Genomic DNA, 24,190 nt, shown 5'->3' with positions numbered 1-24,190 from the left:
TTTAATACTTAGATGTAGTGCAGGAGATATTTGTTTGCCAAGGGCTATATAGGCTGACGTTAGGTGCTTGAGCCACTAGCTGGATGTCTCCATTAGGATCAACTACCCAGCTTTGGGCTTCCACAATCTGATTAGTAGATTTGGTAACAAATGTAGTAGATTTTTTATCTGTAATTTCCACAGATAATTTATCCGTTACTCTCTCTGTTGCTTGTGGGGGCAAATCTACCCAATTTGTAATCACTGCTCGTCCCCGCAGAGGCTCGTTAGGACTAAGGGGTAATCCACCGCGTCCTGTGGCGATAAAGCGACTAACGGTTTGTCCTCTTCTGGGAGTGCAACCTTGAGCCATCTGTTGGGATGCATCGACAAGGTTAGAGGGTAGTTGAATTAAACCACGACTAGGGTCTACATCGGGTGTGTTTAGTTCTACAGTCCCAGCCACCCCACGTTCAGAACTAGCAGTGATATCACTCAGGGAAGTTGGACGTGAGCGAGATTCAATGCCAAAGAGACTTTTGACTGTAATGTCAACATTACCACCCTTACCAGTGAAAGCATTGGCGCTGATGTTGCTATCTTCGCTTGGAACAGCAATAATGAAGGGGGTCTTGATAGTTACGTTACCACCATCCCCTCCTGCTTGAGCAGTGCCAGCAGTGCTAGATATTTGACTATTACGGCGGAGTAAAAGCAAGTCTTGCAGGCTGAGGTTAATATTGCCACCTTTATTGCTAGCTGTTTGTGCCGATATTAGCCCTTGGTTATCTAAAGTCAAACTTTCTGCTTGAATTTGAATATTGCCACCTTTTCCGCTACCTTGGCTATTTACAGCGATTCTTGCATCGTCTTGAATAGTGACAGTTTTGGAGGCAGTGATATTTCTGGGTTGAATGAAAATATTTCCGCCATTACCTGTAGAGCTAGGTTCAGTGTTAGCAAACAACCCACTGTCCTTTCCTATTAAAATCAGATGATCTTGTACCCTTAAAGAAATGTCCCCGGCTTGGCTGTCACTGGAAGTAGATGTACGTAATTGACCGCTATTTACTACTTCAAGTTTGTCTGCTGTCACCGTGAGACTACCTGCGTCTCCGTTTCCTTCAGTTTCCGCGGTTATTACAGCACCATTTGTTACAGACAGTCTAGCAGTAGTAATGTCGAGCTTACCCCCTTTACCTATACCTGTTGCATCTACTGAGCTAGCAATGAAGCTGGCAGAGTTATTAATACTATCTACTCCATCTAAGAAGATTGCTTTACTGGCTTGAATTGTTAAGTTGCCAGCATTTCCACGTCCAGAAGTAGAAGTGTTTATTTGAGCGCCACGAGTCAGCGAAAGCAATCCTGTGCTGATGTTTATATTACCTCCATCACCGACTGCACTTGGTCCCACTCCATTAGTTATTGCACTACCAAACCTATCGAATGAGATTAGCCCCGAAACCTGAATTGTCACGTTTCCTGCATTTCCCTGCCCCTGAGTGTTAGCTGAGACTCCACCACCATTTGTAAGGAAAAGTGACTCAGCGATGACCGTGACGTTTCCTCCTTGTCCTGAGCCTTGTACTAAGGTGCTGAAGGCACCACTGGGTAATTCATTACTACCTACCCCCTTTATAAACACAGAACCACGGGTTTGAATCGTAACGTTGCCTCCTCTCCCTTGTCCAAAGATACTAGTTGCCAGTTCACCACCATTTGTAAGGGAAAGTGACTCAGCGATGACCGTGACGTTTCCGCCCTGACCTACTCCTCCAGGATTGACTGTACTGAAGACACCACTGGAAAAGTTATTGCTACCTACCCCCTCTATCAACACAGGATCACGGGTTTGAATCATAACGTTGCCTGCTCTCCCCTGACCGGAAATGCTAGCGGCTAATTCGGCACCATTTGTAAGGGAAAGTGACTCAGCTACAATAGTAATATCTCCTCCCTGTCCAATAACTCCAGGTCCTATCAAGCTGCCCACCCCACTGGGAGAACCACTAAGCAAAGAACCGCTTCTGCCCACTCCATCCGCAAAGACAGAACCGCGAGCTTGAATCGATACACTGCCTGCATCTCCCTGTCCATAGTTACTCACATTTAGAACACCGCCGTTGGTCAAGGAAAGCAAGCCAGTAGTAACTGTGATATTTCCAGCTTTACCTACACCTCCTTTACTTACAGAACTGAATACAGCACCTCCATTGAGGGAAACTTGATCGCGCACATTAATTACGACGTTACCCAGATTTCCACGCCCACGATTGTTTAATGCAACAATCAAGGCAGCCTCATCAGCGATCGCAAGTGACTCAGCAGTAATACGAATGTTGCCACTGTTGCCAGTGGCTCCAGTCTGGACTAAATTCTGAATTAGACTGCCACCAGCAACAGTTACTGTTCCTGTAGCATTGAGGGTTATATCTCCTGCTTTATTATCAACTTCTCCCAGTCCTGCGTTTATTCCAGATATGAGAGCACTTCCCTCTAAAATTTCTATATTCCGCGCATTAACTATAATGCTGCCCTCTTTGTCAGCAGGAACAGCAACTCCACCACCAGTCAGTGAGACATCTGCCCGTGTTGCTTGCTCTGGAAAGCTTAGACTCAGATTATTGCCATCTACCTGAAGCCCAATTGTTCCTGCTCCTGCTAATCCTCCTAACTCTACTCGCCCACCGAAGGTATACAAACCTGCACCATTGATTTGAATGTTGCCACCGACGAGTAATAAACTTCGACCATTGGGAACACTCAGGCCAAAAACTGATGGGTTTGCTGCTGGTGCGATTGAATTGTTTTGAATCGGCGCAGCAACAATTTGATTAAATAGCAAAGCTGAAGGCTTGACCGTCAACAATGAAGGAATATTCGGATTTGAAGCGCTAAAAAAACCTTGATTACCAAACCCAATAGCATTTGCAGTAGTTGCTACAAATGAACCTCCGATATTTAGGCTGGCATTTGGCCCAAAAATTATCCCATTGGGGTTCATCAGAAACAAGTTGGCTGTACCATTGGCGCTGATTAATCCATCAATATTCGATACTGATTTACCTGTTACTCGACTAATAATATTCTGAATATTTGAAGCGTTATTGAAGTAAGCCACACTCTTGGTGGGCACAGAAAACTCTTCAAAACTATGGAATAAGTTACTTCCTGCTTGGGTGCCACCTTGAATGATTCTAATGTTGTCCTGCAATGTGACACGAGAATTATTAAGTAGAGTGCTATTAGGGGTAATTTGGGCAGAACTACAATTTGCCCAAAAAGCGATCGCAATACCCATCCCCACACAAACAGCAGTTGTTGAATCAAGGTTGGTTTGCATAGTGATTGTAGTGATGGGTATTTTAAGCTGTGTCATCGCTTTGGCATAAGCGTTGCTCGCTGTTGGCGTTCGCGTTAGCCTCTCTGAAAGAGAAGCCTCTCGTAGAGAAGGCATCGCTTCAATCTTTTTGCCTGATTTTATTCTGTTAAGAGTAGTGAAAAGAAATAACTTTTCTTAAGAAATACTAGATCAAGTCGATATCCAACTATTTCTTGTGGGATGGGCGTCTCGCCACTGGTGTCAACTTCACGTGAAAGTTACTAAGCGAGAATGCTTTGAGATCATTACCTCGAAAAAAAGTCTCTGACTCTTCATGCCCCTCATTGAGGCTCTACCTCCCTTACTCGAAAAAGAGCCACAATGATAAGCATTTCCAGCCAGAGTCTCTTGCTCTCAACAAGGTTTTAAAAGGGTTTTGGCTTAAGTTGACACCCAGCTTTTTCTGTGCGCCTACTATTCCACACAATTAAAATCGCCTATATTGCCCCTACGACGCATTTTGCAACTCAGCTGTGCGTACTGAAAGCTGCTCTGTCTTATTACCTCGTTGCACTTTTACCTGTAATACTTGACCAAGACGACTATCTTCCACAACATTCTGCAATTGTTCAGCACTGGTAATTGCTTTACCATCAATTTGCAGAATTACATCCCCGCGCCGGATACCCGCAGATGCAGCTGGAGAATTGGGGACAACTCGCATGACAAAAACCCCATTGATTTCTGGTATCTGAATCGGAGAGTTGGGATCGGTGTTATTTTGCTTGGCGAGATCGGGTGTCAAAGTTAGCATTTGCACACCTAGATAAGGGTGAGCAACTTTGCCATCGCGTTGTAGTTGCGCAGCGATCGCTTTAGCTTTATCAATAGGAATGGCAAATCCAATACCCATCGCATCAGGGCGAATGGCTGTGTTAATACCAATTACTTCACCTTGACCATTTAATAGTGGCCCGCCAGAGTTACCAGGGTTAATGGCAGCGTCTGTCTGAATGAAGTCCAAACGTTTGTCACTAATGCCAACTTGAGCGCTGGAACGTTTGAGGGTACTGACAATTCCCAAAGTAACGGTGTTATCGAATCCCAAAGGATTACCAACTGCGATCGCCCAGTCTCCTACTTGGACATTGGTGGAAGAACCCAAGGGCGCAACTGGTAAATCATTACCAGCGTTAATCTTGACTACTGCCAAATCTGTGACTTCATCAATACCCTGAACTTTCCCTTCAAAGGTGCGGCCATCTTTGAGTCGGACTGTTACTTTATCAGCCTTATCGACCACATGAGCATTAGTCAAAACTAAGCCGCTCTTGTCAATAATAAAACCTGAGCCTAAACCACGTAACTGCTCAGAAGGAATCTGTTGGGAGAAACCTTCACCAAAAAACCGACGGAAAAAGGGGTCTTCCATAAATGGATCGACGCGGCGAGTAATTGTTCGCTCAGTATCAATGCGCACAACTGCTGAACCAACACGATTAACTGCTGCTGTGACAAAGCTGGTGCTACCGATCGCAGCACTAGCTGGTGATTGCCGTTGAGCAATTAGATTTGAAGTATCAAGAGCAGCTATTGTGGGTGCTGGTTCGGCTTGGGAGGGTAACACTTGCAATGTACTAACCGCTAGCACAACTCCTAGCGCGATCGCTAAGACATGAGTACTTAGTTGCCGTAAAGACCGAGATAATTTGGGAAATCGCATAATCACAACCTAATTTATAAGCCTAATTGTTGCTTAGTCGTGACAAATCTATTTACAGTTATTTTTACTTCAGGTTTNCGCCTGCTCTTTCCAGTACTGGCGTTAGGGCATTTTGCGAAATCCTATAATCAACTTAATAGAAAATTTAACCCAAAAGCTATTATGGACATTTACCCTTTACAAGTTCGGTTTTTACCCATCAATAAAACTTTTGGATTGCGAATGAGACAAGCCCGCTCTCTGTTCTAACTCTAAACGATGGATGAACTAACTTTTGTATAAAATTTCATTCCGATTAGCTGCACCTAGCTGGGGTAAAGAGTTGATGGCTGAATGAGGAGTGAGGTTAACAGGAACGGTTGGAGGTAGTTGTAATTGTTTAACAACACTTTGCAAGAGTTGGTCTTGTCCAGTCCGCAAACCCCAGACATTTGTCCCACGGTTGATAATAGCAAACCAAACCAAACCGCGATCGCGTGTCGGCATCACTCCCGCTAAAGCGCTCACATCTCGGAGAGTACCAGTTTTGATCACAGTCGCCAGGGGAATGTGTCTGGCGTGCAGTGTCCCCCGGTGATCGAATCCAGACATGGGGAACAAGTCAGCTAGATTCAGTTGATGGGCAGATGCCTCAGCTTGAATAGCCATCAACATGGCACAAGCTGCTCTAGGGGAAATGCGATTTTCAGGGCCCAGTCCAGAACCATTGATTAACTGAATTTCTACTTGTGGCACCCTCGCCAGGTTAGCAGCAGTTGATTGGACTACAGTTGCTCCCCCTACTGAATCTGCCAGCATCTCTGCCATATCATTGTTACTGTAAACGTTCATCTCCTTGATTAGTTGCTTCAAGGGCAATGAGCGATGACGCACTAACAAAGTTTGTTGAGGGTTTGGTTGTGCCTCAACTTTCACCCCACCCGCAATGACAACTTGAGGCTTGGGTGTTCCCTTGGGCATAATTGAGTGTGTATAAATCGCAGGGCGTCCCCAAGTTGCACGATTTAGCGTTTGCTTCAGCATCAGACCAGCTAGCATTGGCTGACGTTGAAAATTCATGGCAAAACTGCCAGTAATAATCAAATTCCCCTTTACTTGCTTGATGCCCATTTTATTGAGAGTATTACCAAGAGCGATCGCTTCTTCCCAAACAAACAAAGGATCACCACGGCCTGTAACCACCAAATCGCCCTGAACAACTCCATTTACCACTGAGCCAGTGACACTCACCAAAGTATCAAATTGGTAATCTGGTCCCCAAGTTTTCAAAGCAACTAGTGAAGTGGCAATTTTGGTTAAAGAAGCAGCTAGTAGAGGTGTCGTACCTTGATGATTAGCCATCAGCATTGGCCCCGACTGCATCCAAATCCCCTGATTCTCAGCCAGATTTTGCGCCACTACTTTTGATGTTATGAGCTTTTTCAGATATTCCTGCACCGTAGTCGCCCCAGCTGGATTTGGATCGGGGGCAAGAACTAAGCCAGGACTACTTTGCCAAGTCAAAGCATCTAAGGCATCTAGAGGCTTGATTTGTACCCCAGCCATTTCCAGCCAAAGCGACACCAAACCTGAACCCAATAATTCCAGCATTTTTTATTCCTCTGTTAGGATCTCAAGCGTTGTTTACTGTGCTAATATACAAGCTTTTTTACAATAATCAGTATTGAGTCATAATAACTAGTGTTTTTCTCATCTGTAAGTAGTAGTCTGTCAATAAATAATTGATGGATAGATCCCTGTAGAGGCGGCGATTTATCGCTTCTCTCTAACCGTCAAAATGAATTTGACAGACCAGCAGTGGCGTGTGCAGCCTTAAATAGTGCATTAGAAAAACTCTTGTGGGATGGGTGTCTCACCCGTCCGGGGCGGACAAGATGTCATTGGTGTCAAGTTAAGCTAGAAATAGCTTCGCTGCGGGCTTCATAACCCGCCAGAGAATAAATTCTCTGGCTCATAGTTAAAGTCTACTGAAGTAGACTGAATATTTTTGGGGATATCTAGTCATCTTCAGATGACTTTCGCCATGATCTTGGAACTGAAGTTCCTTGCGGGACATAGTTTTTGCGTTAAGTTGACACCAATGACAAGATGTCCACCCCACAAGATATTGAGAAAATTGTAATATGCAAATTAGATGTGTTTTAGCTTACCTACTTTCTTTCTGGATGCGCTACATCCTCTGGTGAAGGAGTACCCATCCGGTTAATTGTGGCAATCATCTGATACAAGCGTCCCAAGTCGCGTTGATTGAAGTACAAAATGAGGCGAGGTAGTCCAACAGTTTCATCTTGTGCTTCTTGAGGTAATGCCTGACTTTTTTCAATTCTTCCTTGAATAATAATGTCGCTAAAATCAGCATTGAGTTTTTCTAACAGAGCGTCTGATATATCTGTCTTCAGGCGGATGACTAACTTCTCACTTACATAGCGGCTGGAATGATAAACCTGGTAAAAACGGGTGATTGCATCACAAGCCACATCAAGGTTATCTGTCACCGTATAAAGGCTGGGGTCTTCAGGATTGACAAGACCATTTTGCACTAATTGCTTATCAATATATTCGCTCCAAGAGCGCCAGTAATCACCACCAGGGCGATCGATTAAAACTAAAGGTACTGGCCCAAATTTACCAGTTTGGCTTAATGTCATACATTCAAAAGCTTCATCTTGAGTACCAAAGCCTCCCGGAAACAAGGCTACAGCATCACTTTCTTTGAGGAGAAACAGCTTGCGGGTGAAGAAATATTTGAAGTTAATTAGCTTGGGATCGCCCTCGATAAAAGGGTTTGCTTGCTGTTCAAAGGGTAACTGAATGTTTAATCCAAAGGAATTTTCTCGCCCAGCACCTTCATGACCCGCCTGCATAATTCCACCACCACCACCAGTCATCACCATGAATCCTAATTGAGAAACAGCGCGAGCAAACTCAAGGGCCATTTGATATTCTGGTCTATCTGGCGCTAGACGAGCAGAACCAAAGATGGTGACTTTGCGAACGTGTCGGTAATCATAAAAAAGCTGGAAACCGCGCTCCATATCTGCTAATGCAGCGGATAATATTTTCCAATCGAGACGCTCGATTTCGGTATCAGCTAGACGAACAATAGTAGTAAGTGCTTGCTGAATAAATTGCCGATTTTTTAATGTCGGTAAACTAACGATCAATTCAGCGATATCCGCCTGTAAAGACTCTAATGTGTCAAACGACGCAGATGAGGTCATGAGAACTGCTGCAACAATGGCATTATATTTTACGTGAACTACTCACACTCTAGCAAGCGGGAATAGCCCTTTGATGTGCAGTTAGCAAATTCAGAACTGCTTTTGAAGCCGGAAATTCTAAAAATCTTTTTGATCAGGCTTGTTGCGAGACTTCAACTTTTGAATACCATAGCAAGTTATCTCGGTTGATAAATTGACATAACTCTCTCACTTAGGTTATCCGTCGTCACAATATACAGCAGATTTCAAGTTGGTGAGGTACACAAGCTAAGTCTGTTGCCCAAATATAAAGCGTCTTTTACTCCTGAATTCTGAATTCTGTATTCTGTATTCTGGTGTATATCAGGGTTTGTGTAAAATGCTATAACTTACATCTATAGCGTATATCAAAAGAAAATTTTGTATCTTATTGCCAGATTTTTTGGGAATTAATGCCCATAATAAAAGCACTCTAACCCTAATCTAAGAAAGTAAAAAAGCTCTCTAGACCACAATACCGTTCAGTTCAACCTAAAATCCTTGGTAGAGACGCGATCGCCCCGCCATGCTAACATCCTGCTGCGCTCACGCGTCTTTACAAGTCAAAAATCAGTACCAAAAATCCTTAACCAAAACATATTGCTCTAAAGGATTGTTGATCGAAACCTGTCTCAATTACACTTCGACACATTAATGCATAATGTGAGCTATTTGTATAGTGCCTAAATCCTAGTAGAATATTTTCGCAAATCTAAGTAGGAAGATAGATGGAAGTTTCTGGACGCATCAATTACCCACTAAATCCTCCTCCCCTTCTTGAAGATTTTCCCGTCCTTCAAACTGAAAAATATACCCTACGGCTGGCTTCAACTGAAGAAGAATTAGAATCAATTTTTCGGTTGCGCTTTGAAGTTTTTAATCTTGAATTAGGCTTGGGATTTTCTACTTCTAACTTTACCCAGATGGATATAGATAAGTTTGATGCGGTTTGCCATCATTTAATCCTAATCTCCAAACATACGGGTAAAACGATTGGAACTTATCGGATGCAGACCTATATAATGGCTTCTCAAAGACTAGGCTTTGATGCTACCGATATATTTAATCTTAATGGAATTCCCAATTCTGTGCTTCAGGTATCAGTGGAAGTTGGGCGTGCATGTATAGCTAAAGAATATCGCAATAGTCAGACACTTTTACTACTCTGGGAAGGGCTGGCAAATTATCTCATCTGGAGTAAAAATCAATATTTCTTTGGTTGTGCATCATTACTAACACAATGTCCTAGGCAAGCTACTTGGGCTTATGATTATTTTCGGCAGAATAACTTGATGCATCCAAGTATTTTGGTTTATCCAAATTCACAATTTTGTCTAGAACTGACTCAAGATTGTCCAGATTCATCTAATGTTGAAATTCCGAAAATTTTGCAGGCATACTTGAATATTGGAGCTAAAATATGCAGCCTTCCTGCTATTGATCGGCAGTTTAAAACTATTGATTTTTTAACTATATCTAATATTGCAGACTTTGCCAGATGGCGTTATCCAAATTATCTCAAAAAACCCTTACCACTGAAGATTTTTCACGATTAATGCTAATGCTGCCGTCTTATCTAAGGGACGCGAGAAAAAATATCCTTGTCCATATTCACAGTTCAACTTCTTCAGAAATGCTAGCTGCTCTTTTGTCTCTACTCCTTCGGCGGTAACATCCATACCTAATTTGTGTGCCAGTGTGATAATTATCTCAATAATTTCTAAATTCTTGCCATTACCATCTATCGGGCTGACAAAGGAGCGGTCAATTTTCAACAAACTAATCGGAAAGCTATGGAGACGGCTTAATGAAGAGTAGCCTGTCCCGAAATCATCAATTGATAACTTAATGCCCATCTTCCGAAATTCTGAGAGTGCGGCATTTGCCTCATCGCCATTTTCCATAATTGCACTTTCAGTAATTTCTAACATCAAACTGCTAGCATCAAGACCAGTCGAGTGCAAAATTTCTCCAATTTGTTCAATTAAATCCCGTTGAGAAAATTGCTTGACTGAGAGATTGACGCTGATTTTCTCTAACGAGTTTGTTGGATGGCTCACCTGCCAGCTTTGCATCTGGCGGCACGCCTCATATAGTGTCCAGTAACCAAGCTCGACAATCATTCCGGTTTCTTCTACTAGGGGGATAAAATCTGTTGGAGAAACAAAACCACGCTCTGGATGCTGCCAGCGGATCAGAGCCTCAAAGCCTATAAGTCTGCCATTAGTGAGGGAAACAATCGGTTGGTAATAAAGTTGAAACTCTTGGCGTTCGATCGCTCGGCGTAGATCGTTCTCTAACTGCAATCTGACCAGAGCATTAGTATACATCTCTTGGTTGAATAGTTCATAGCGAGCTTTGCCCAGCGCCTTGGCTCGGTACATAGCTGTATCAGCGTCTCTTAGCAAGTTTTCTGGTTGGTCATAGTCTACTGTCGAACTCAGGGCAATGCCAATACTTGCCGTTGTAAATACTTCTTGCCCGTCAAGCTCAAGGGGTAATGTCAGTTCTTGTTGAATTCGTTCAGCTACTTTGATGGCTTCTGACACATTCTGGATTTCGTCAAGCAGGATTGTAAATTCGTCTCCCCCAAGTCGTGCGGCTATATCCGTAGAGCGTATGCATACTTCTAATCTATTTGCAATAGCAATGAGAAATTGGTCTCCTTTTAAGTGTCCGAGACTGTCATTGATCACCTTAAACCGATCCAGGTCGAGAAATAGTACAGCAAATAAATAACTCTTTTGTCGCTTGGCTCGCTGGAGTGTGTGTTTTAAGCTCTCCATAAAGAAAGCTCGGTTTGGTAAACCTGTCAGTGCATCGTGAAACGCATTATGTCGTAACTGTTCTTCTACCTGCTTACGCTCGTTAATTTCAGCTTCTAATTGCCTGTTAGCCTCTAAGAGTCCAGCAAATGAATCTTGTAATTGAGCAGCCATTTGATTATGAGCTTGAGCAAGAACTCTTATTTCATTGATGCCCTCTACTGTAACGGTTTGGTCTAACTTCCCATTAGCGATTTCCTGAGAGGCAATGCTCAAAAAGAGAATTGGTTGAGTAATCCAATGAGAAGTAATCACTCCTATGGCTGTAGCCAATATCAACGCTCCTAAACACAGCAACATAGTGGTTCGGGTGTTAGCTTCGATATGCTCCATAAAGTCGGCTTCTGGAACCACTACGATAATCAGCCAATTTAGCCCACAGTCGGCTGTAAGGGGCATTAACTGTACAAATTGCCGCTTCTGATCAATTTCAAATTCTAGCTGTCGGCGAGAAGAAATGTTTCTAAAATTACCAAATTTTGAATGCAAATACTGTGTTGTCAGATGAGTGATCCGATCGCTGCTGGCGATCGCTCTGAGCCGTTTGGATTTCTTTTTTCCTCCCTCATGACTCAGGATAAAAGGTTGCTCCGCGGTTGAAGTTGCTACCAACTCTCCAGAATGCTCGACAATAAATGTCTTTCCTGAGCGACCAATCTTTAAACTGTGCAAGAACTCACTCAGCTGTGAAAGAGATAACGTTGCATTGGTCACTCCAAGCAAAGTACCCGTCTGGTTATAAAGAGGTTGGGTTGCACTGAACGCTAGCCCTGATGAAGAGAAATATGAATAAATTTCTGTGCAAGTAGTTTTACCTGCTTTCACAGCATTTGTATACCAGGGGCGAGTGCGAGGATCAAAAGTTGGGTTAACTTGAAGTAACCTGACAATGTTGCCTTGATTATCAGTGGTGTAAGTATAGTAATTGTAACCAGTCGATTGGTCTCTTTTTCGGATGACTAGTGAACCATCGTTAAGGCGATCAACCGAATGAATTTCTCCTTGTGTACTTGCAAAAGCGATCGGCTTTAAGGGCTTGAATAACTGCATTTGATTCCATAAATGGCGTTCTAAACTTTTTGCATCTTTTAAACTTAACTGACCAATATGGACAGCATTGGCGTTAATCTGAGTGACAAGTTGGGGAATCTCTATGTAATTGGTAACATGTTGATGAATCCGAGTTGTAACCTCATTCCGCAGCTGAGTAGCAACGTCATTAACAGCTTTCTGACCATTTTTTAAAGATAAGAATGCTGTTAAGCCTACAGCAACAGAAATTTGCACAACGAAAGGTACTACAAGAGCTACACGGAGTGGCACTCTCAAGAACCCTTTGGGAATCGAACGCAAGAAATTCTGCTGTCGCATCTGTGCGATCTTAGCCTCCGAGAGCTTAAAAGCAAGAGTTTATCTTCTTGCCAAGGGAGTATTATCAATCTGCTCTACAGCTACTTTAAACTGCTACCTCGAATTCTGATCGGTTAACAATACCAAGTGGCGTGGCGTAGGCGTAGCCCGCACTTCTCTACGAGACGCTCCGCGAGCGACTTGGCTCAGTGATCACCGTAGGCATCGCTCGTTCTATACCCTGTCCTGTGCTGGAGGCAAAAAACAATCCTTTATTCGCCGTTAGGAGAATTGAGAACTATAACCCGCAAAGCGATCGCTCAATGCACGGTAGCTATGGAGTTGCCTGACCACAGATGCGGCTACACTTGGTGTATTTTACACTCCATTTATATCTCGGTTTCACAACCAAATCCAGTTTTGCGGGATTTGATACAACCTTGCCCATGTTTTTTTGTAGTTAATAAAGGAGAGGTGTTGATTGCCAATCTTCCCAATCAAATTAAAGTCCGGTTGGCGATGTTTAACAAATAGGCTCCGCTTGAAGTCTTGGCGATGTCGCCGACGGGCGTAGCTGCGGCACCTCATCCAGCCCACGAGATGATTTGAGAAAACTTTTTAGGAAACCCACTTATGCACCATCTCAAATTTGCTCCGAGTTGGTTGCGGTTTTTAACTATCTTCTTATTGACGATGGGTATATTGTTTCGTTTTTCTAATCTTGATGGTAAAGTTTTCTGGCAAAATGAAGTTTATGCCTCATTGCGAATTTCTGGTTACACGATTAATGAAGCGAAACAGCAACTTTTTAATAATCGTGTGATTGGCAAAGAAAGTTTTGCTCAGTTTCAAGGTGCAAATCCAGAAAAAAGCTTAAATGACACAATTATGTCTTTGGCAAAACAAGATTCTCAGCATCCACCGTTGTATTACATCATAGCCAGATTGTGGATGGAAATCTTTGGTAATTCGGTGACAGCGATTAGAAGTTTATCAGCCTGTATTAGTTTGCTGGTTTTCCCTTGTGTTTATTGGCTATGCCGAGAATTATTTAATGTGCCATTATCGGTTTCTGGTGTTGCGATGCCTGCGGCGGGCGTAGCCATCGCACTCATGGCTATCTCTCCAACTCACCTAGTATACGCCCAAGAAGCACAAGAATATATTCTTTGGTTAGTCACCATTTTACTATCCAGTGCGTCTCTGCTGCGAGCCATACGGCTAGAAGATGAGCTAGCAAAAGAACGACAAAAACCCGACTTGTTCGCTATTTGGAGTATTTATGCAGTCACCTTAGCCATTAGTCTTTATACATTTCTTTGGAGTGCATTTGTAGCATTTGCTCACGGAATTTATGTGATGATAACTGCCAAATTTCAGTTTACTGAAACTGTGAGAAGTTATCTGCTAGCATCACTAGTAGGTTTTTTAGCTTTCATGCCTTGGATAACAGTTGTAATTGGTGATTTTTTTCAATTTTTGATTTCAGCAGATAAAACAACAGCACAGTCAGATTTAATACCTATTCTCCCATTTTTATTGATGCAGTTAAGCCGGATTTTTTTTGATATAGACCTTAGCTCAGAAAATTCTCTAGGCTATTTAATTGGACTAGCTTTTTTAAGCTTAGTAGGATATTCAATTTATTTTCTTTGTCAATCAACTAACTATAAAATTTGGTCTTTTATCATCACGTTAATTGTAGTACCAGCATTACCATTAATACTGCCAGATTTAATTATTGGGAGTATACGATCGTCTACCGAAGCATATTTAATCCCATCTTATTTAGGAATCCAATTAGCTGTTGCCTATCTACTAACTACGCAATTATATAATGGGAGGGGATCGCGTCGGAGCTTTTGGCACATAATCATGGCATTAGTGATTATTTGTGGTTTGATTTCTTCTAAGGTGAGTTCACAGGCAGAAACTTGGTGGAATAAGGGTATGAATTATGGCAATCCCCAAGTTGCCCAAATCATTAATCAGAGTAATCGTCCACTTTTGATTAGTGATGCTTTGAGTAATAATTATGGTCATGTCTTTTCTTTAAGCTATCTTTTGGAACCAAAAGTGCGATTTCTGTTGGTGAACAATCAAAAAATTCCTAAAATTCCTGATGGGTTTAGTGATGTGTTTTTACTTAATCCTTCAGAGGCTTGGGGTAAAAGCATAGAAAAAAAGTATAAATTCAAGACAGATATTGTTTATAGTGATAACTATTATTCAATCTGGAAATTGGCTAAAACTCGTAATTTGCGGCGACGTAATATCTCACCTAATAATCAATTATCTGCCGAGCTATCAACTAGGCAAATAATTCTTCAATAGCTGACAATTCTTGAAAAGTTCATGGTTGCACAGATCAGTCTGCTTTAAGTACATAAATCCACTTTTCTCACTTCACTAAACAAGTAATTTTGTAGCTAAATATACAATTTTTATCTTGCACAAAAAACTACTGAGTCTAATTATTACCTCCGCTACTTAACTAATTTACTCTCTACAATTACAACCCACCACTGTTTGGTTAGACATTTTTAATAACTAGTTTTGAGAGTCATAAAGTTGTTTCGTTAAAGTAGATAATTGTTGTACAAGTTATTGTGAAATTTAGTTATGCGGCATCTCCAACTTGCTCCAAATAGGTTGCGGTTTCTCATTGTAGTTTTGTTAATGGTGGGTATATTTTTTCGTTTTTTTAACCTCGATCGCAAAGTTTACTGGCACGATGAGACTTTCACTTCATTACGGATTTCTGGTTATACGGCAAATGAAGTCAAGCAGCAAATATTTAATGGTCGCATAATTAATAAGGAAAGTTTTGCCAAATTCCAAAGTCCCAATATGGAGAAAGGCTTACGTGACACCATTATATCTTTAGAAGTAGACGACCCACAGCATCCACCACTGTATTATATACTCGCTCGGTTTTGGGTGGGAATCTTTGGCAATTCGGTGACAGTAATTAGAAGTTTATCTGCCTTTATCAGCTTGTTGATTTTTCCGAGTATTTATTGGCTGTGTCGAGAATTATTTAAAGCATCGGTATGGGTATCGGAGGTTGCGATCGCACTCATGGCAATCTCCCCTATTCACTTAGTATACGCCCAAGAAGCACGAGAATACATTCTCTGGATAGTGACTGTATTACTATGCAGCGCTTCATTGCTACGAGCATTACGTTTGGAATCAAAAGATCGAGTACTACGCATATTAAATTGGGGAATGTATGCAGTCACTTTGGCGCTTAGTCTATATACATTTTTGTTCAGTGGATTTGTTGTAGTCGCTCATGTGATTTATGTAATTGCCACTGCGAAATTTAGGTTTACGAGAACAGTAAAAGCTTATATATTAGCATCTTTAGCAGGTTTGTTAGCCTTTACACCTTGGATACTGGTTGTGATAGTTAACTTGTTGCAATTAAAAAGTTCAACAGCTTGGACAAAAAGACATGTACCCTTAGATGCTTTAATTAAATCTTGGCTTTTACAGTTAAATCGGATTTTTCTTGATTTAGACTTAGGCTTTGAAAATCCGTTGAATTATCTAATTACACCATTTTTTTTAGTTCTTTTTGGATATTCTATTTATTTTATTTGTCGAAAAACGAACTATAAAATCTGGTTGTTTATCGTCACGCTGATTATGATTCCTGCATTACCTTTAATGCTACCAGACTTACTTTTTGGGGGTATACGCTCACTTGCCGAACGTTATTTATTGATTTCTTATTTAGGAATTCAAATAGCTGTTACTTACTTATTAGCTACGCAGCTAAACAATAAGAGTTTTGCACGCCGGAAAATCTGGCAAATAATCATGGGACTAGTGATTATTTGTGGACTAGTTTCTTATGGAGTGAGTTCTCAGGCTGAAACTTGGTGGAGTAAGGTTATTAGCTCTGGTAATCCACAAGTTGCAAGAATTATTAATCAGGCTAATCATCCACTTTTGATTAGTAATGATTCTGGTATTAATTATGGTAATGTCTTTTCTCTGAGCTATCTTTTACAGCCAAAAGTGCAGTTCCAATTAGTAAAAGACCGTTCTATTCCCAATATTCCTGATGAGTTCACTGATATTTTTTTACTAAATCCTTCAGATACCTGGCGTAAGCAAATAGAAACAAATTATAATTATAAAACGTTTGTTGTATATGGTGACAAGAATTACTTGCTCTGGAAAATAGAAAATCCACGTAGCGACGTATTTTTTGAAAAAATTAGGACTTAACCCAAACTAGACGCTGTAGTTATGGGCAATTCATATAATAAATGAATTCGCGCCAAGTAGAGAAGAAACCTAATTTTTTCAACTATTATTTGCATAAGTTTATATTAAAAAATATTTCCATATATTTTTTGATATATGGAAATATTTGCTAAATTCATCATCTTTTATAAGATATTTAAATAGTTTCTTAATTAAAATTAGCTAAAAACAACAAAAACAAATATTAAACAAATTCTCATCTGAAATTAATTTAAGTAATGGTACGATACTTTAAATTATCCTTTGTGATGAATTCAATGATTCATTGAAAGGTGTTCTATGCAAATAACAGATTTTCTTGGTCTTTTACATCCAGCGATCGCAATTATATTCGTGTTTCCACTCATCGGTACAGTAGTTAATTTTGCTTGGCAAACACGCCAACGTAGATTGCAAAGTTTAGCGGGGAGTAAGAGTAAAATTCCTCCAGTGGTGGGCGCAGAACATAAGCAGTTAGGTGAAAGACTCACAAGTGCAGTTGTGGGATTAACTTTAATCGGATTAAGCTACCCTATTGGCAAAAATATTATCAAAAATCAATTATGGAATCAAACACCTTTTCAAGTTATTTTTATCCTGCTAATATTTGCTGCCACCATCGCCTCATTAGTATTTCTTTATCGGGCAAAACAGCGGGTGTGGCGGGCAGTTTTTGCAACTTTAACTGGTGCAGGTTTAGTAATTCTAGGCTGTCAAGATGGAGTCTATCGCCGCACCAATGAGTGGTATTGGTCACATTATTATATAGGCATTACCGCAGCACTGCTAATGATTTTTTCACTAGCAATTGTTCAAGATATTTATCAAGATAAGTCCAATCGCTGGCGTCTCGTCCATACGATTTTAAATTGCATTGCTTTGTTGCTATTTATTGGACAAGGTATGACAGGAACGCGAGACTTGTTAGAAATCCCCCTGAGTTGGCAAGAACCCTATATTTATCAGTGTGATTTTGCTAATAAAACTTGCCCAACACCAAATTCCCAAGCACCAAAATAAGCAAGGGAGAATAACCCATATCAATGCCCAATCCCTAACTATTATAATTTACTTGCCTACTCATTAGACTTCTTGCATGAATCAAAAGCCCTCACCCTAAATCTCTCTCCCAAGCTTGGGAGAGGGACTTTAAATTGGCTCCCCTTCTCCCATTCTTGGGAGAAGGGGTTGGGGGTTGAGGGCAAATTTTGTATTTGTGTAAGAGGTCTATTGTAGTGGCAGAGTAACAATTACTGTTGTGCCAACACCCTGCTCACTTTCTAATTGAATGTGACCACCATGTAACTCCACACATTTTTTAACTATAGTGAGTCCTAGTCCTGTTCCTTGAATTACACCCACATTGCTGGCGCGATAGAAGGTTTGAAATAGATGAGTTTGATCTTTGAGAGGAATCCCCATTCCCCGATCTTTGATTTGGAAAATGGCAAGACGATCTTTGCAAATCAAATCAAACCAAATAGTGTCATTTTCAGGGGAATATTTGATGGCATTGGAAATCAAATTGGTTAAGATACAATTTAGTAAGTCTTCATCTATTTGGGCTTGGGTCGATTCACCTTGACAAGTAAAGATAATCTTGTGCTTACTACCTGCGTTTAGTTGAAGAATATCTGTGAGTTCGCTACAGAAATTTTCTAAATTTAAAAGTGTAGGTCTGTATTCGAGTTTAGCTGCTTCCGTTTTACTCAAGAATAATATCTCATCTAAGAGATTAAGCATCTGGTTGATAGCATTTTGTATTCGATCGAAATATTTAGTTCTCCGGGCATCAGTTAGTTTATTGCTGTTGTATTCAAGGATATCTACAGCCGTCCGAATCGTAGTCATAGGGGTGCGGAACTCGTGAGAAACCATTGCTACAAAGTTTGACTTTAACTCGTTGAGTTCCTGTTCTTTTGCCAGCGCTTGACGGGTGCGTTCTTCACTCTCGCGTAGTTGGTTGAGAATTTCGCTTCTTTCAATGGCATAGCGAATGGCACGCACTAACCGTTGTATATTTATTTTATCTTTAACTAAATAGTCTTGCGCTCCTTCTGCTAATGCTTGCAGTGCTAAATCTTCATCATCAATACCTGTTAATACCACAACTGGGATATCAGGTACTGCTGCCCTAAATTCTTTTAATGTGTCCAGCCCAATAGAGTCTGGAAGGCTGAGGTCTAACAAAACTAGGTCGAATCTCCGTTGCTTTCTATTCCCTATCTGAGAATTATCAAGGGTGGACGCAGAGTTTTCCCTGCTAGCCTCTATTGCCTCAGATAACCGTTCAACATGTAACATCTGCCATTGTTCTTGATCTGCATTTCTAAATATCCGGTGTAGCAAATGAGCATCACTTGCACTATCTTCTACTAATAGAATGTGAATTGTGAGCTTTTCCATAGTACAGGGCTACATCAATTTGTTAGATAATCACCTGATTTCCTATTTTTGGATAGGGATAGAAATCATGCGTTTATTAGAGGGTTACTAGGCAGTTATTAGATATATATTTAAAGATACCTTAATTTGCGTTGAGAGTAAAATAAAATACTGTTCCTACGCCTGGCCCAGTTCTGACTCAGCCTAGATGCGACCACCATACTATTCTCGACGAGTATGAAGACGGCGGAAAACCTCAAAAATTCGCTCAAGATATTGAGACCATTATCCTGAGCGATCGCTATATGTAAATTACCTAGAGCTAGACTCAGTGTTATATTACAGTCAACTAGCACAAATTCCTGTCTAACGCACGCACGTAGAGACAATGTAGCTCATGACACAAAAAAATAAGTGAATAATTGTAGCTGTTACACTACATATCCACTCAATACTTACTTTATTAGGGTGATTACAAAAGACCTGACAAGATGATTAAAACTTGGGAAGGTTCAAATCAATTAACGTGACTCAGTTCCTTGATTGGGGCTACCAGCTACAGAATCTTCTCCTGGTGCTTCTGGAGTAGCAGTTGTTTTAGCATCACTCTTTTCGGCATCGCCAGTTTTGCGGATACCTTCTTCAATAGGGGTTTGGTAGCCACCAGAAGCGTTAGGTGTAGCTTCTTGATTATTAGATTTTTCTTTTTGTTGTTCAGCCATGACTGCATTCCTAATCATTTATTCTTGGGATTATCTTAAAAAAATTAGGGGTGTGAGTGTATCTATCCAGAATATAGTTATGGGTGATTCGTCCCTCTATCGTAAGTATTGTTTAGTACTATTCATGTATGCTGATGAAAATCCACAAATATAGAATTTGTTAACTTTAGAACGGTTGCTGTCATTAAGAGAGAACTTGGAATGGGTTTTATATCCAAGATGCTTTTAAAATTGCTTTATTGATAGTTGACAAAAAATACAAAATCATCTAAACGTATCTGAATGAATAGCATGGTGTGATGATTGTGATATAAACTATCAAAATTTAATTAATGAACCAGAGCAATCTATCGTTACCATCTGGATGTGTCCTTCGCGAAGCAACCTCTGCGGATCAGTGGTCGATTCGATTGCTGGTATTTTCAGCGAAACTCGACCCAACCCAATTAAATTGGCAGCAATTTTGGGTAATTGAATACAATGAGAATCTTATAGCTTGTGGACAGCTGCGTAATTTCTCAGGGGCACAAGAACTTGGTAGCTTGGTCGTTGCATCAGCTTGGAGAGGTCGCGGTTTGGGTAGTTTGCTAACGCAACATTTGATTAATACAGCAACGCAACCACTTTATCTGGAATGCTTAGGTCAACGACTGGTGCAGTTTTACAGTCGCTTTGACTTTGTACCAATATCTTTTGAAGACTTGCCACAATTTCCCAAGACCATAGGCTTATCTACACTCAAGGAGAAATTTAGATTCTCGCAGTTAGCTAAAAAGCTGGTCAAAGTTCCTGTGGTGTTTATGGAATATCGAAATAATTCGTAATACTTCGGCTACGCTCAGTACAAGTTTGTAATACTTCTCTACGAGAGGCTGCACTTCTCTACGAGACGCTCCGCGAACGACTACGCTCTGTTACCACGCCAACGGCTACGCGGTAGTTGAGCGCAGTCGAAACTCAGTACAAGTTCGTAATTCGTAATGACGCTCTCTACGAGACGCTAAAAGCGTAGCTTGCTTCTCTGTAAGAGTACGAATACTTGCTACCGCTATGCTAACGTAATTCGTAATTAAGATATGCTGAACAGGGGTGGATACAAACTGTTTCCAATCTTTTACTCTTCCCTATTTCAACTTGGAGGTTTAGCAAAAATCGTTAGTAAGACAGGCCCTAGTAAATAATGATGATTTAAACACAATAGCCCAGCAGAGGAGCCAAGAAGTTGACGTTGATTAGGGCTGTAGAGTCTAATTCCACGGGGAGAGATAGGCAATAATTGAGGTTCTGTCTCTTTTTTGGAACTAATGTCAACCAAATAAAAGCGTCCACCAGGAGAAAGTACGCGTGCTATCTCACTAACCACCTGTTTAGGTTCCAAATAGTGCAAGAAGCTGATAGTACTGAAAACGGCATCAAATTGACCATCAGCAAAGGGAAGAGATTCAGCTTTGCCCTCAATATAAATTAAGCGTGGACGGTGGTGGTTGCTCTGTCTTGCTACCCGCAACATATTAGCAGATAAATCCAATCCGGTAGCTCGCAAATCGGGAAACTGAGTAGCAAGGCGCTCAAGTAAGCGTCCAGTACCACAGCCTATATCAAGTACATTTGCTGGCTCTGGTAAATCGACGTACTCCAGCAACCGTTGGTGAACGGCTCGATAAAACACTGAAGGAAAGAACCAATCGTAACTTGATGCCCATAGATCAAAAAGTAGCTTTTTGTTATTGAAAAAGTTATCAGTCATTAGTTTTCGCAGCTTTCTTAAAGCTTGATACTTTTTGAGGGTAAGTTTAGCTGCGCCTCCAAGAATTTGCTTAACAACACAAATTAACTATAGCGGTTCTGAATTGGTTGTAATATCTGGCTCTTGTTGGGTTAGTTACACTAAGCTAACTAGGTTCAATGCCAGATAAAATTAATGTTTCTACAGACTTGCGATCGAGGGGTTTGGAGAAAAAATACCCCTGTGCATATTTGCATTTCATAACTCTAAGTTGCGCCAGTTGCTTTAGTGTTTCTACGCCCTCTGCTATTACATCTATATTTAGACTCTGTGCTAGAGCCACGATCGCTTGAACAATCTCTAAGTTTTCTCCATTAGCACCAATCTTAGCAATAAAGGAACGATCGATCTTCAAGGCATTACTGGAAAAGCGGTGCAGGTAACTCAAGGATGAATAGCCGATGCCAAAATCATCTAAGTGTACTTGCATATTCATCTGTCGCAGTTGCAAAAGCATAAAAGTTGCTAATTGAATATTTTCCATAAGTACACTTTCGGTAATCTCCAGCTTTAAACTGCCACTTTCCAAACCAGTCTCTTGCATAATTTGGTTAATTTGCTCAATCAGTCCAGGTTGTGAAAACTGCTTAGTGGAAAGATTTACACTAATTGTCAAGGGTGGGTCAGTAGAAAATTGTAGTTGCCAAGCACGCATTTGCCGACAAGCCTCGCCTAGTACCCAATAACCAATAGGGATAATCAGCCCAGTTTCTTCTGCCAGGGGAATAAAGCTGTCTGGAGATATTAATCCGTGTTGCGGGTGCTGCCAGCGAACCAGAGCCTCGAAGCCAATAATTTGGTACGTTTCTAATAAAACAATTGGCTGGTAGTAAACTTGAAACTCCTGGCGTTCAACTGCCCGTCGTAGATCCATCTCTAACTCTAATAGCTGCGTTACTTGGGTGTACATGGTTGAGTCAAATATCTCATGGCGTGCCTTACCCAATGCTTTAGCGCGATACATTGCAATGTCAGCATCGCGCAAAAGTTCTTCTGGATGGTTATAACTACTTTGACTCAGGGCGATGCCAATGCTGACAGTGGTAAATACCTCGTACCCGCTGAGTTGGAACGCAGATGTCAGAGCTGCATGAATTCCTTCCACTATGTTTGTTACTTCATTAGCATTTTGGAGATCGTCAAGCAGAATTGTAAACTCATCCCCCCCTAAACGCGCAACTGTGTCTCCAGAACGCAGGCAATTCTCCAATCTGCGAGCAAGGGCAGTTAGTAGTTGGTCGCCAATCATGTGGCCGAGACTGTCGTTGATAACTTTGAAGCGATCTAGGTCTAGAAAGAGAACAGCGAATCTATAATCTGCACGTCGCTTTGTCAGCATGAGCGCCCGTTCTAGGCGTTCCATAAATAAGGCGCGGTTTGGCAGACCGGTTAGTATGTCGTGAAAGGCATCATGAATTAATTGCGCCTCCGCAAGTTTGAGAGCAGTAATGTCATGAGAAATACTTAAAACAAAATATACTGAACCATCGCTAGCCAATTCAGGGACAAGGCGGGTATGGTAATGTCTTGTTTGCTGGGCGATCGCTAAATTGCATTCAAACTCCGTTTCTTCCTTTGTTTGGAAAACTTGCTGGAGCTGGCGATCGCATATACAACAAAATTCTTCTGGCAGATTTAATTCTGCGTTTGTTTTGCCGATAAATGTTTCGGCTGATATTCCTGTAACTTTTTCAATAGCTGGATTAACGTAAACATAGCGCAATTGAGTGTTAAATCTAGAAATAATATCAGGTGCATTTTCAACTAGTGCTTTGAATTCTTGCTGGCGACGCGCTAGTGCCTCCAGAATTTGGTTGCGTTCGGTGATATCCTGAAAGACCAAAACTGCACCTAGTGATGTTACCGTTGTCATCTTTAATCGGTGCAGTACTATCATCAATTGGTATTTCTGTACCGTTTTTAGTAATAAGTATCGTCTGTTCTGGTAGACCGACATTAACGCCCGACTGAAGGACTTGCTCTACAGGATTTTCAATTATTATACGAGTTGCTTTCTGAGTAATATTAAATACTTCTGTTGCTTTTTTACCAAATGCATCTGCATAATTCCAACCCGTCAGTACCTCCGCAATTGGATTCATGAAATTCACAGTTCCAGCTTCGTCGCTAGTAATCACAGCATCTCCAATACTTTTAAGTACAGTAGTTAGCCATTGTTCATTCTGTTTGATTTTTTTTTCAGTTTGATGTTTAGAAAGGGTAATTTCAATTGTGAACTTTAATTCTTTTTCTTTGAAAGGCTTGAGAATGTAGCCAAACGGTTCTGTCGCCTTGGCCTGATTTAACGTTGATTCATCTGCATTAGCAGTCAGATATATAACTGGAATATCAAAAAGATTATGAATTATCTGAGCAGCCTCCACACCGTCCATGTTTCCTTTAAGGTGAATATCCATTAGAACTAAATCAAGAGAATCATCTGCTGCTTTCTTAATTGCTTCTTCTCCCGAATCGGCAAGCGCCATAACACTGTATCCAAATTTTCTGAGCCGATTTTGTATATCCATTGCCACGATAATTTCATCTTCAACAATTAATATATTTACTGGGTTCATAATTTTATTTAACTTCTAAA

The 24,190-nt window shown here is 41.0% G+C and carries 16 protein-coding genes; 6 read left to right on the top strand and 10 right to left on the bottom strand.

Annotated elements, in window-relative coordinates; translation table 11 throughout:
- Nucleotide 1: 1 nt before the first annotated feature.
- The 4 genes from QUD05_RS08830 to QUD05_RS08815 all read right to left on the bottom strand — a co-directional run bounded on the left by QUD05_RS08830 (nt 2) and on the right by QUD05_RS08815 (nt 8,248).
- Nucleotides 2–3,439 carry a two-partner secretion domain-containing protein gene (locus tag QUD05_RS08830; RefSeq protein ID WP_289795737.1) on the bottom strand — a complete coding sequence of 1,146 codons (3,438 nt, stop codon included), beginning with the start codon at nt 3,437–3,439 and terminating at the stop codon, nt 2–4.
- Nucleotides 3,440–3,812: 373 nt separating this feature from the next.
- A complete protein-coding gene (locus QUD05_RS08825) occupies nt 3,813–5,027 on the bottom strand; it encodes an HhoA/HhoB/HtrA family serine endopeptidase (protein WP_289795736.1) in 1,215 nt (404 codons plus the stop codon).
- 267 nt (nt 5,028–5,294) lie between these two features.
- Nucleotides 5,295–6,617, bottom strand: coding sequence for a D-alanyl-D-alanine carboxypeptidase (locus tag QUD05_RS08820; protein ID WP_289795735.1), 1,323 nt, complete (start codon nt 6,615–6,617; stop codon nt 5,295–5,297).
- Nucleotides 6,618–7,177: 560 nt separating this feature from the next.
- Nucleotides 7,178–8,248: an LOG family protein gene (locus QUD05_RS08815; RefSeq protein WP_289795734.1), complete on the bottom strand. Its 1,071-nt coding sequence runs from the start codon at nt 8,246–8,248 to the stop codon at nt 7,178–7,180.
- Nucleotides 8,249–8,994: 746 nt separating this feature from the next.
- Between QUD05_RS08815 and QUD05_RS08810 the strand changes: the two genes are divergently transcribed.
- On the top strand, nt 8,995–9,822 hold the full coding sequence (locus QUD05_RS08810; protein WP_289795733.1) for a GNAT family N-acetyltransferase: 828 nt from the start codon (nt 8,995–8,997) through the stop codon (nt 9,820–9,822).
- Here QUD05_RS08810 and QUD05_RS08805 read toward each other — a convergent pair.
- Nucleotides 9,796–12,462 (bottom strand): bifunctional diguanylate cyclase/phosphodiesterase, encoded by a 2,667-nt coding sequence (locus tag QUD05_RS08805; RefSeq protein WP_289795732.1) that lies wholly within the window; start codon nt 12,460–12,462, stop codon nt 9,796–9,798. The two genes, QUD05_RS08810 and QUD05_RS08805, sit on opposite strands and share 27 nt — an antisense overlap.
- Nucleotides 12,463–12,732: 270 nt before the next feature.
- Here QUD05_RS08805 and QUD05_RS08800 point away from each other — a divergent pair, with 270 nt between their 5' ends.
- The 4 genes from QUD05_RS08800 to QUD05_RS08785 all read left to right on the top strand — a co-directional run bounded on the left by QUD05_RS08800 (nt 12,733) and on the right by QUD05_RS08785 (nt 17,721).
- Nucleotides 12,733–12,975 (top strand): hypothetical protein, encoded by a 243-nt coding sequence (locus QUD05_RS08800; protein ID WP_289795731.1) that lies wholly within the window; start codon nt 12,733–12,735, stop codon nt 12,973–12,975.
- A gap of 99 nt (nt 12,976–13,074) precedes the next feature.
- Complete coding sequence (locus QUD05_RS08795) at nt 13,075–14,775, top strand: glycosyltransferase family 39 protein (RefSeq protein WP_289795730.1); 1,701 nt, start codon at nt 13,075–13,077, stop codon at nt 14,773–14,775.
- Nucleotides 14,776–15,063: 288 nt separating this feature from the next.
- Nucleotides 15,064–16,683, top strand: coding sequence for a glycosyltransferase family 39 protein (locus QUD05_RS08790; RefSeq protein WP_289795729.1), 1,620 nt, complete (start codon nt 15,064–15,066; stop codon nt 16,681–16,683).
- A gap of 318 nt (nt 16,684–17,001) precedes the next feature.
- The gene (locus QUD05_RS08785) at nt 17,002–17,721 is read left to right on the top strand and encodes a DUF4079 domain-containing protein (RefSeq protein ID WP_289795728.1); all 720 of its coding nucleotides are present in this window, start codon (nt 17,002–17,004) and stop codon (nt 17,719–17,721) included.
- Nucleotides 17,722–17,928: 207 nt separating this feature from the next.
- Here QUD05_RS08785 and QUD05_RS08780 read toward each other — a convergent pair whose 3' ends face one another.
- Complete coding sequence (locus QUD05_RS08780; RefSeq protein ID WP_289795727.1) at nt 17,929–19,107, bottom strand: hybrid sensor histidine kinase/response regulator; 1,179 nt, start codon at nt 19,105–19,107, stop codon at nt 17,929–17,931.
- 500 nt (nt 19,108–19,607) lie between these two features.
- A complete protein-coding gene (locus QUD05_RS08775) occupies nt 19,608–19,808 on the bottom strand; it encodes a hypothetical protein (protein WP_289795726.1) in 201 nt (66 codons plus the stop codon).
- Nucleotides 19,809–20,140: 332 nt separating this feature from the next.
- Between QUD05_RS08775 and QUD05_RS08770 the strand changes: the two genes are divergently transcribed.
- Complete coding sequence (locus QUD05_RS08770) at nt 20,141–20,632, top strand: GNAT family N-acetyltransferase (RefSeq protein WP_289795725.1); 492 nt, start codon at nt 20,141–20,143, stop codon at nt 20,630–20,632.
- Nucleotides 20,633–20,937: 305 nt separating this feature from the next.
- Here QUD05_RS08770 and QUD05_RS08765 read toward each other — a convergent pair whose 3' ends face one another.
- The 3 genes from QUD05_RS08765 to QUD05_RS08755 form a co-directional block, all read right to left on the bottom strand.
- Complete coding sequence (locus QUD05_RS08765) at nt 20,938–21,555, bottom strand: class I SAM-dependent methyltransferase (protein WP_289795724.1); 618 nt, start codon at nt 21,553–21,555, stop codon at nt 20,938–20,940.
- A 145-nt stretch (nt 21,556–21,700) separates the two neighbouring features.
- On the bottom strand, nt 21,701–23,467 hold the full coding sequence (locus QUD05_RS08760; protein ID WP_289795723.1) for a putative bifunctional diguanylate cyclase/phosphodiesterase: 1,767 nt from the start codon (nt 23,465–23,467) through the stop codon (nt 21,701–21,703).
- The gene (locus QUD05_RS08755) at nt 23,355–24,170 is read right to left on the bottom strand and encodes a response regulator (RefSeq protein ID WP_289795722.1); all 816 of its coding nucleotides are present in this window, start codon (nt 24,168–24,170) and stop codon (nt 23,355–23,357) included. The genes QUD05_RS08760 and QUD05_RS08755 overlap by 113 nt, the downstream gene beginning before the upstream one ends.
- Nucleotides 24,171–24,190 lie beyond the last annotated feature (20 nt).

It is taken from the genome of Nostoc sp. GT001 (assembly GCF_030382115.1).
Lineage (GTDB): Bacteria > Cyanobacteriota > Cyanobacteriia > Cyanobacteriales > Nostocaceae > Nostoc.
Note: the sequence above shows the minus strand (reverse complement) of the source record. Positions and strands in the feature narration are given on the sequence as shown.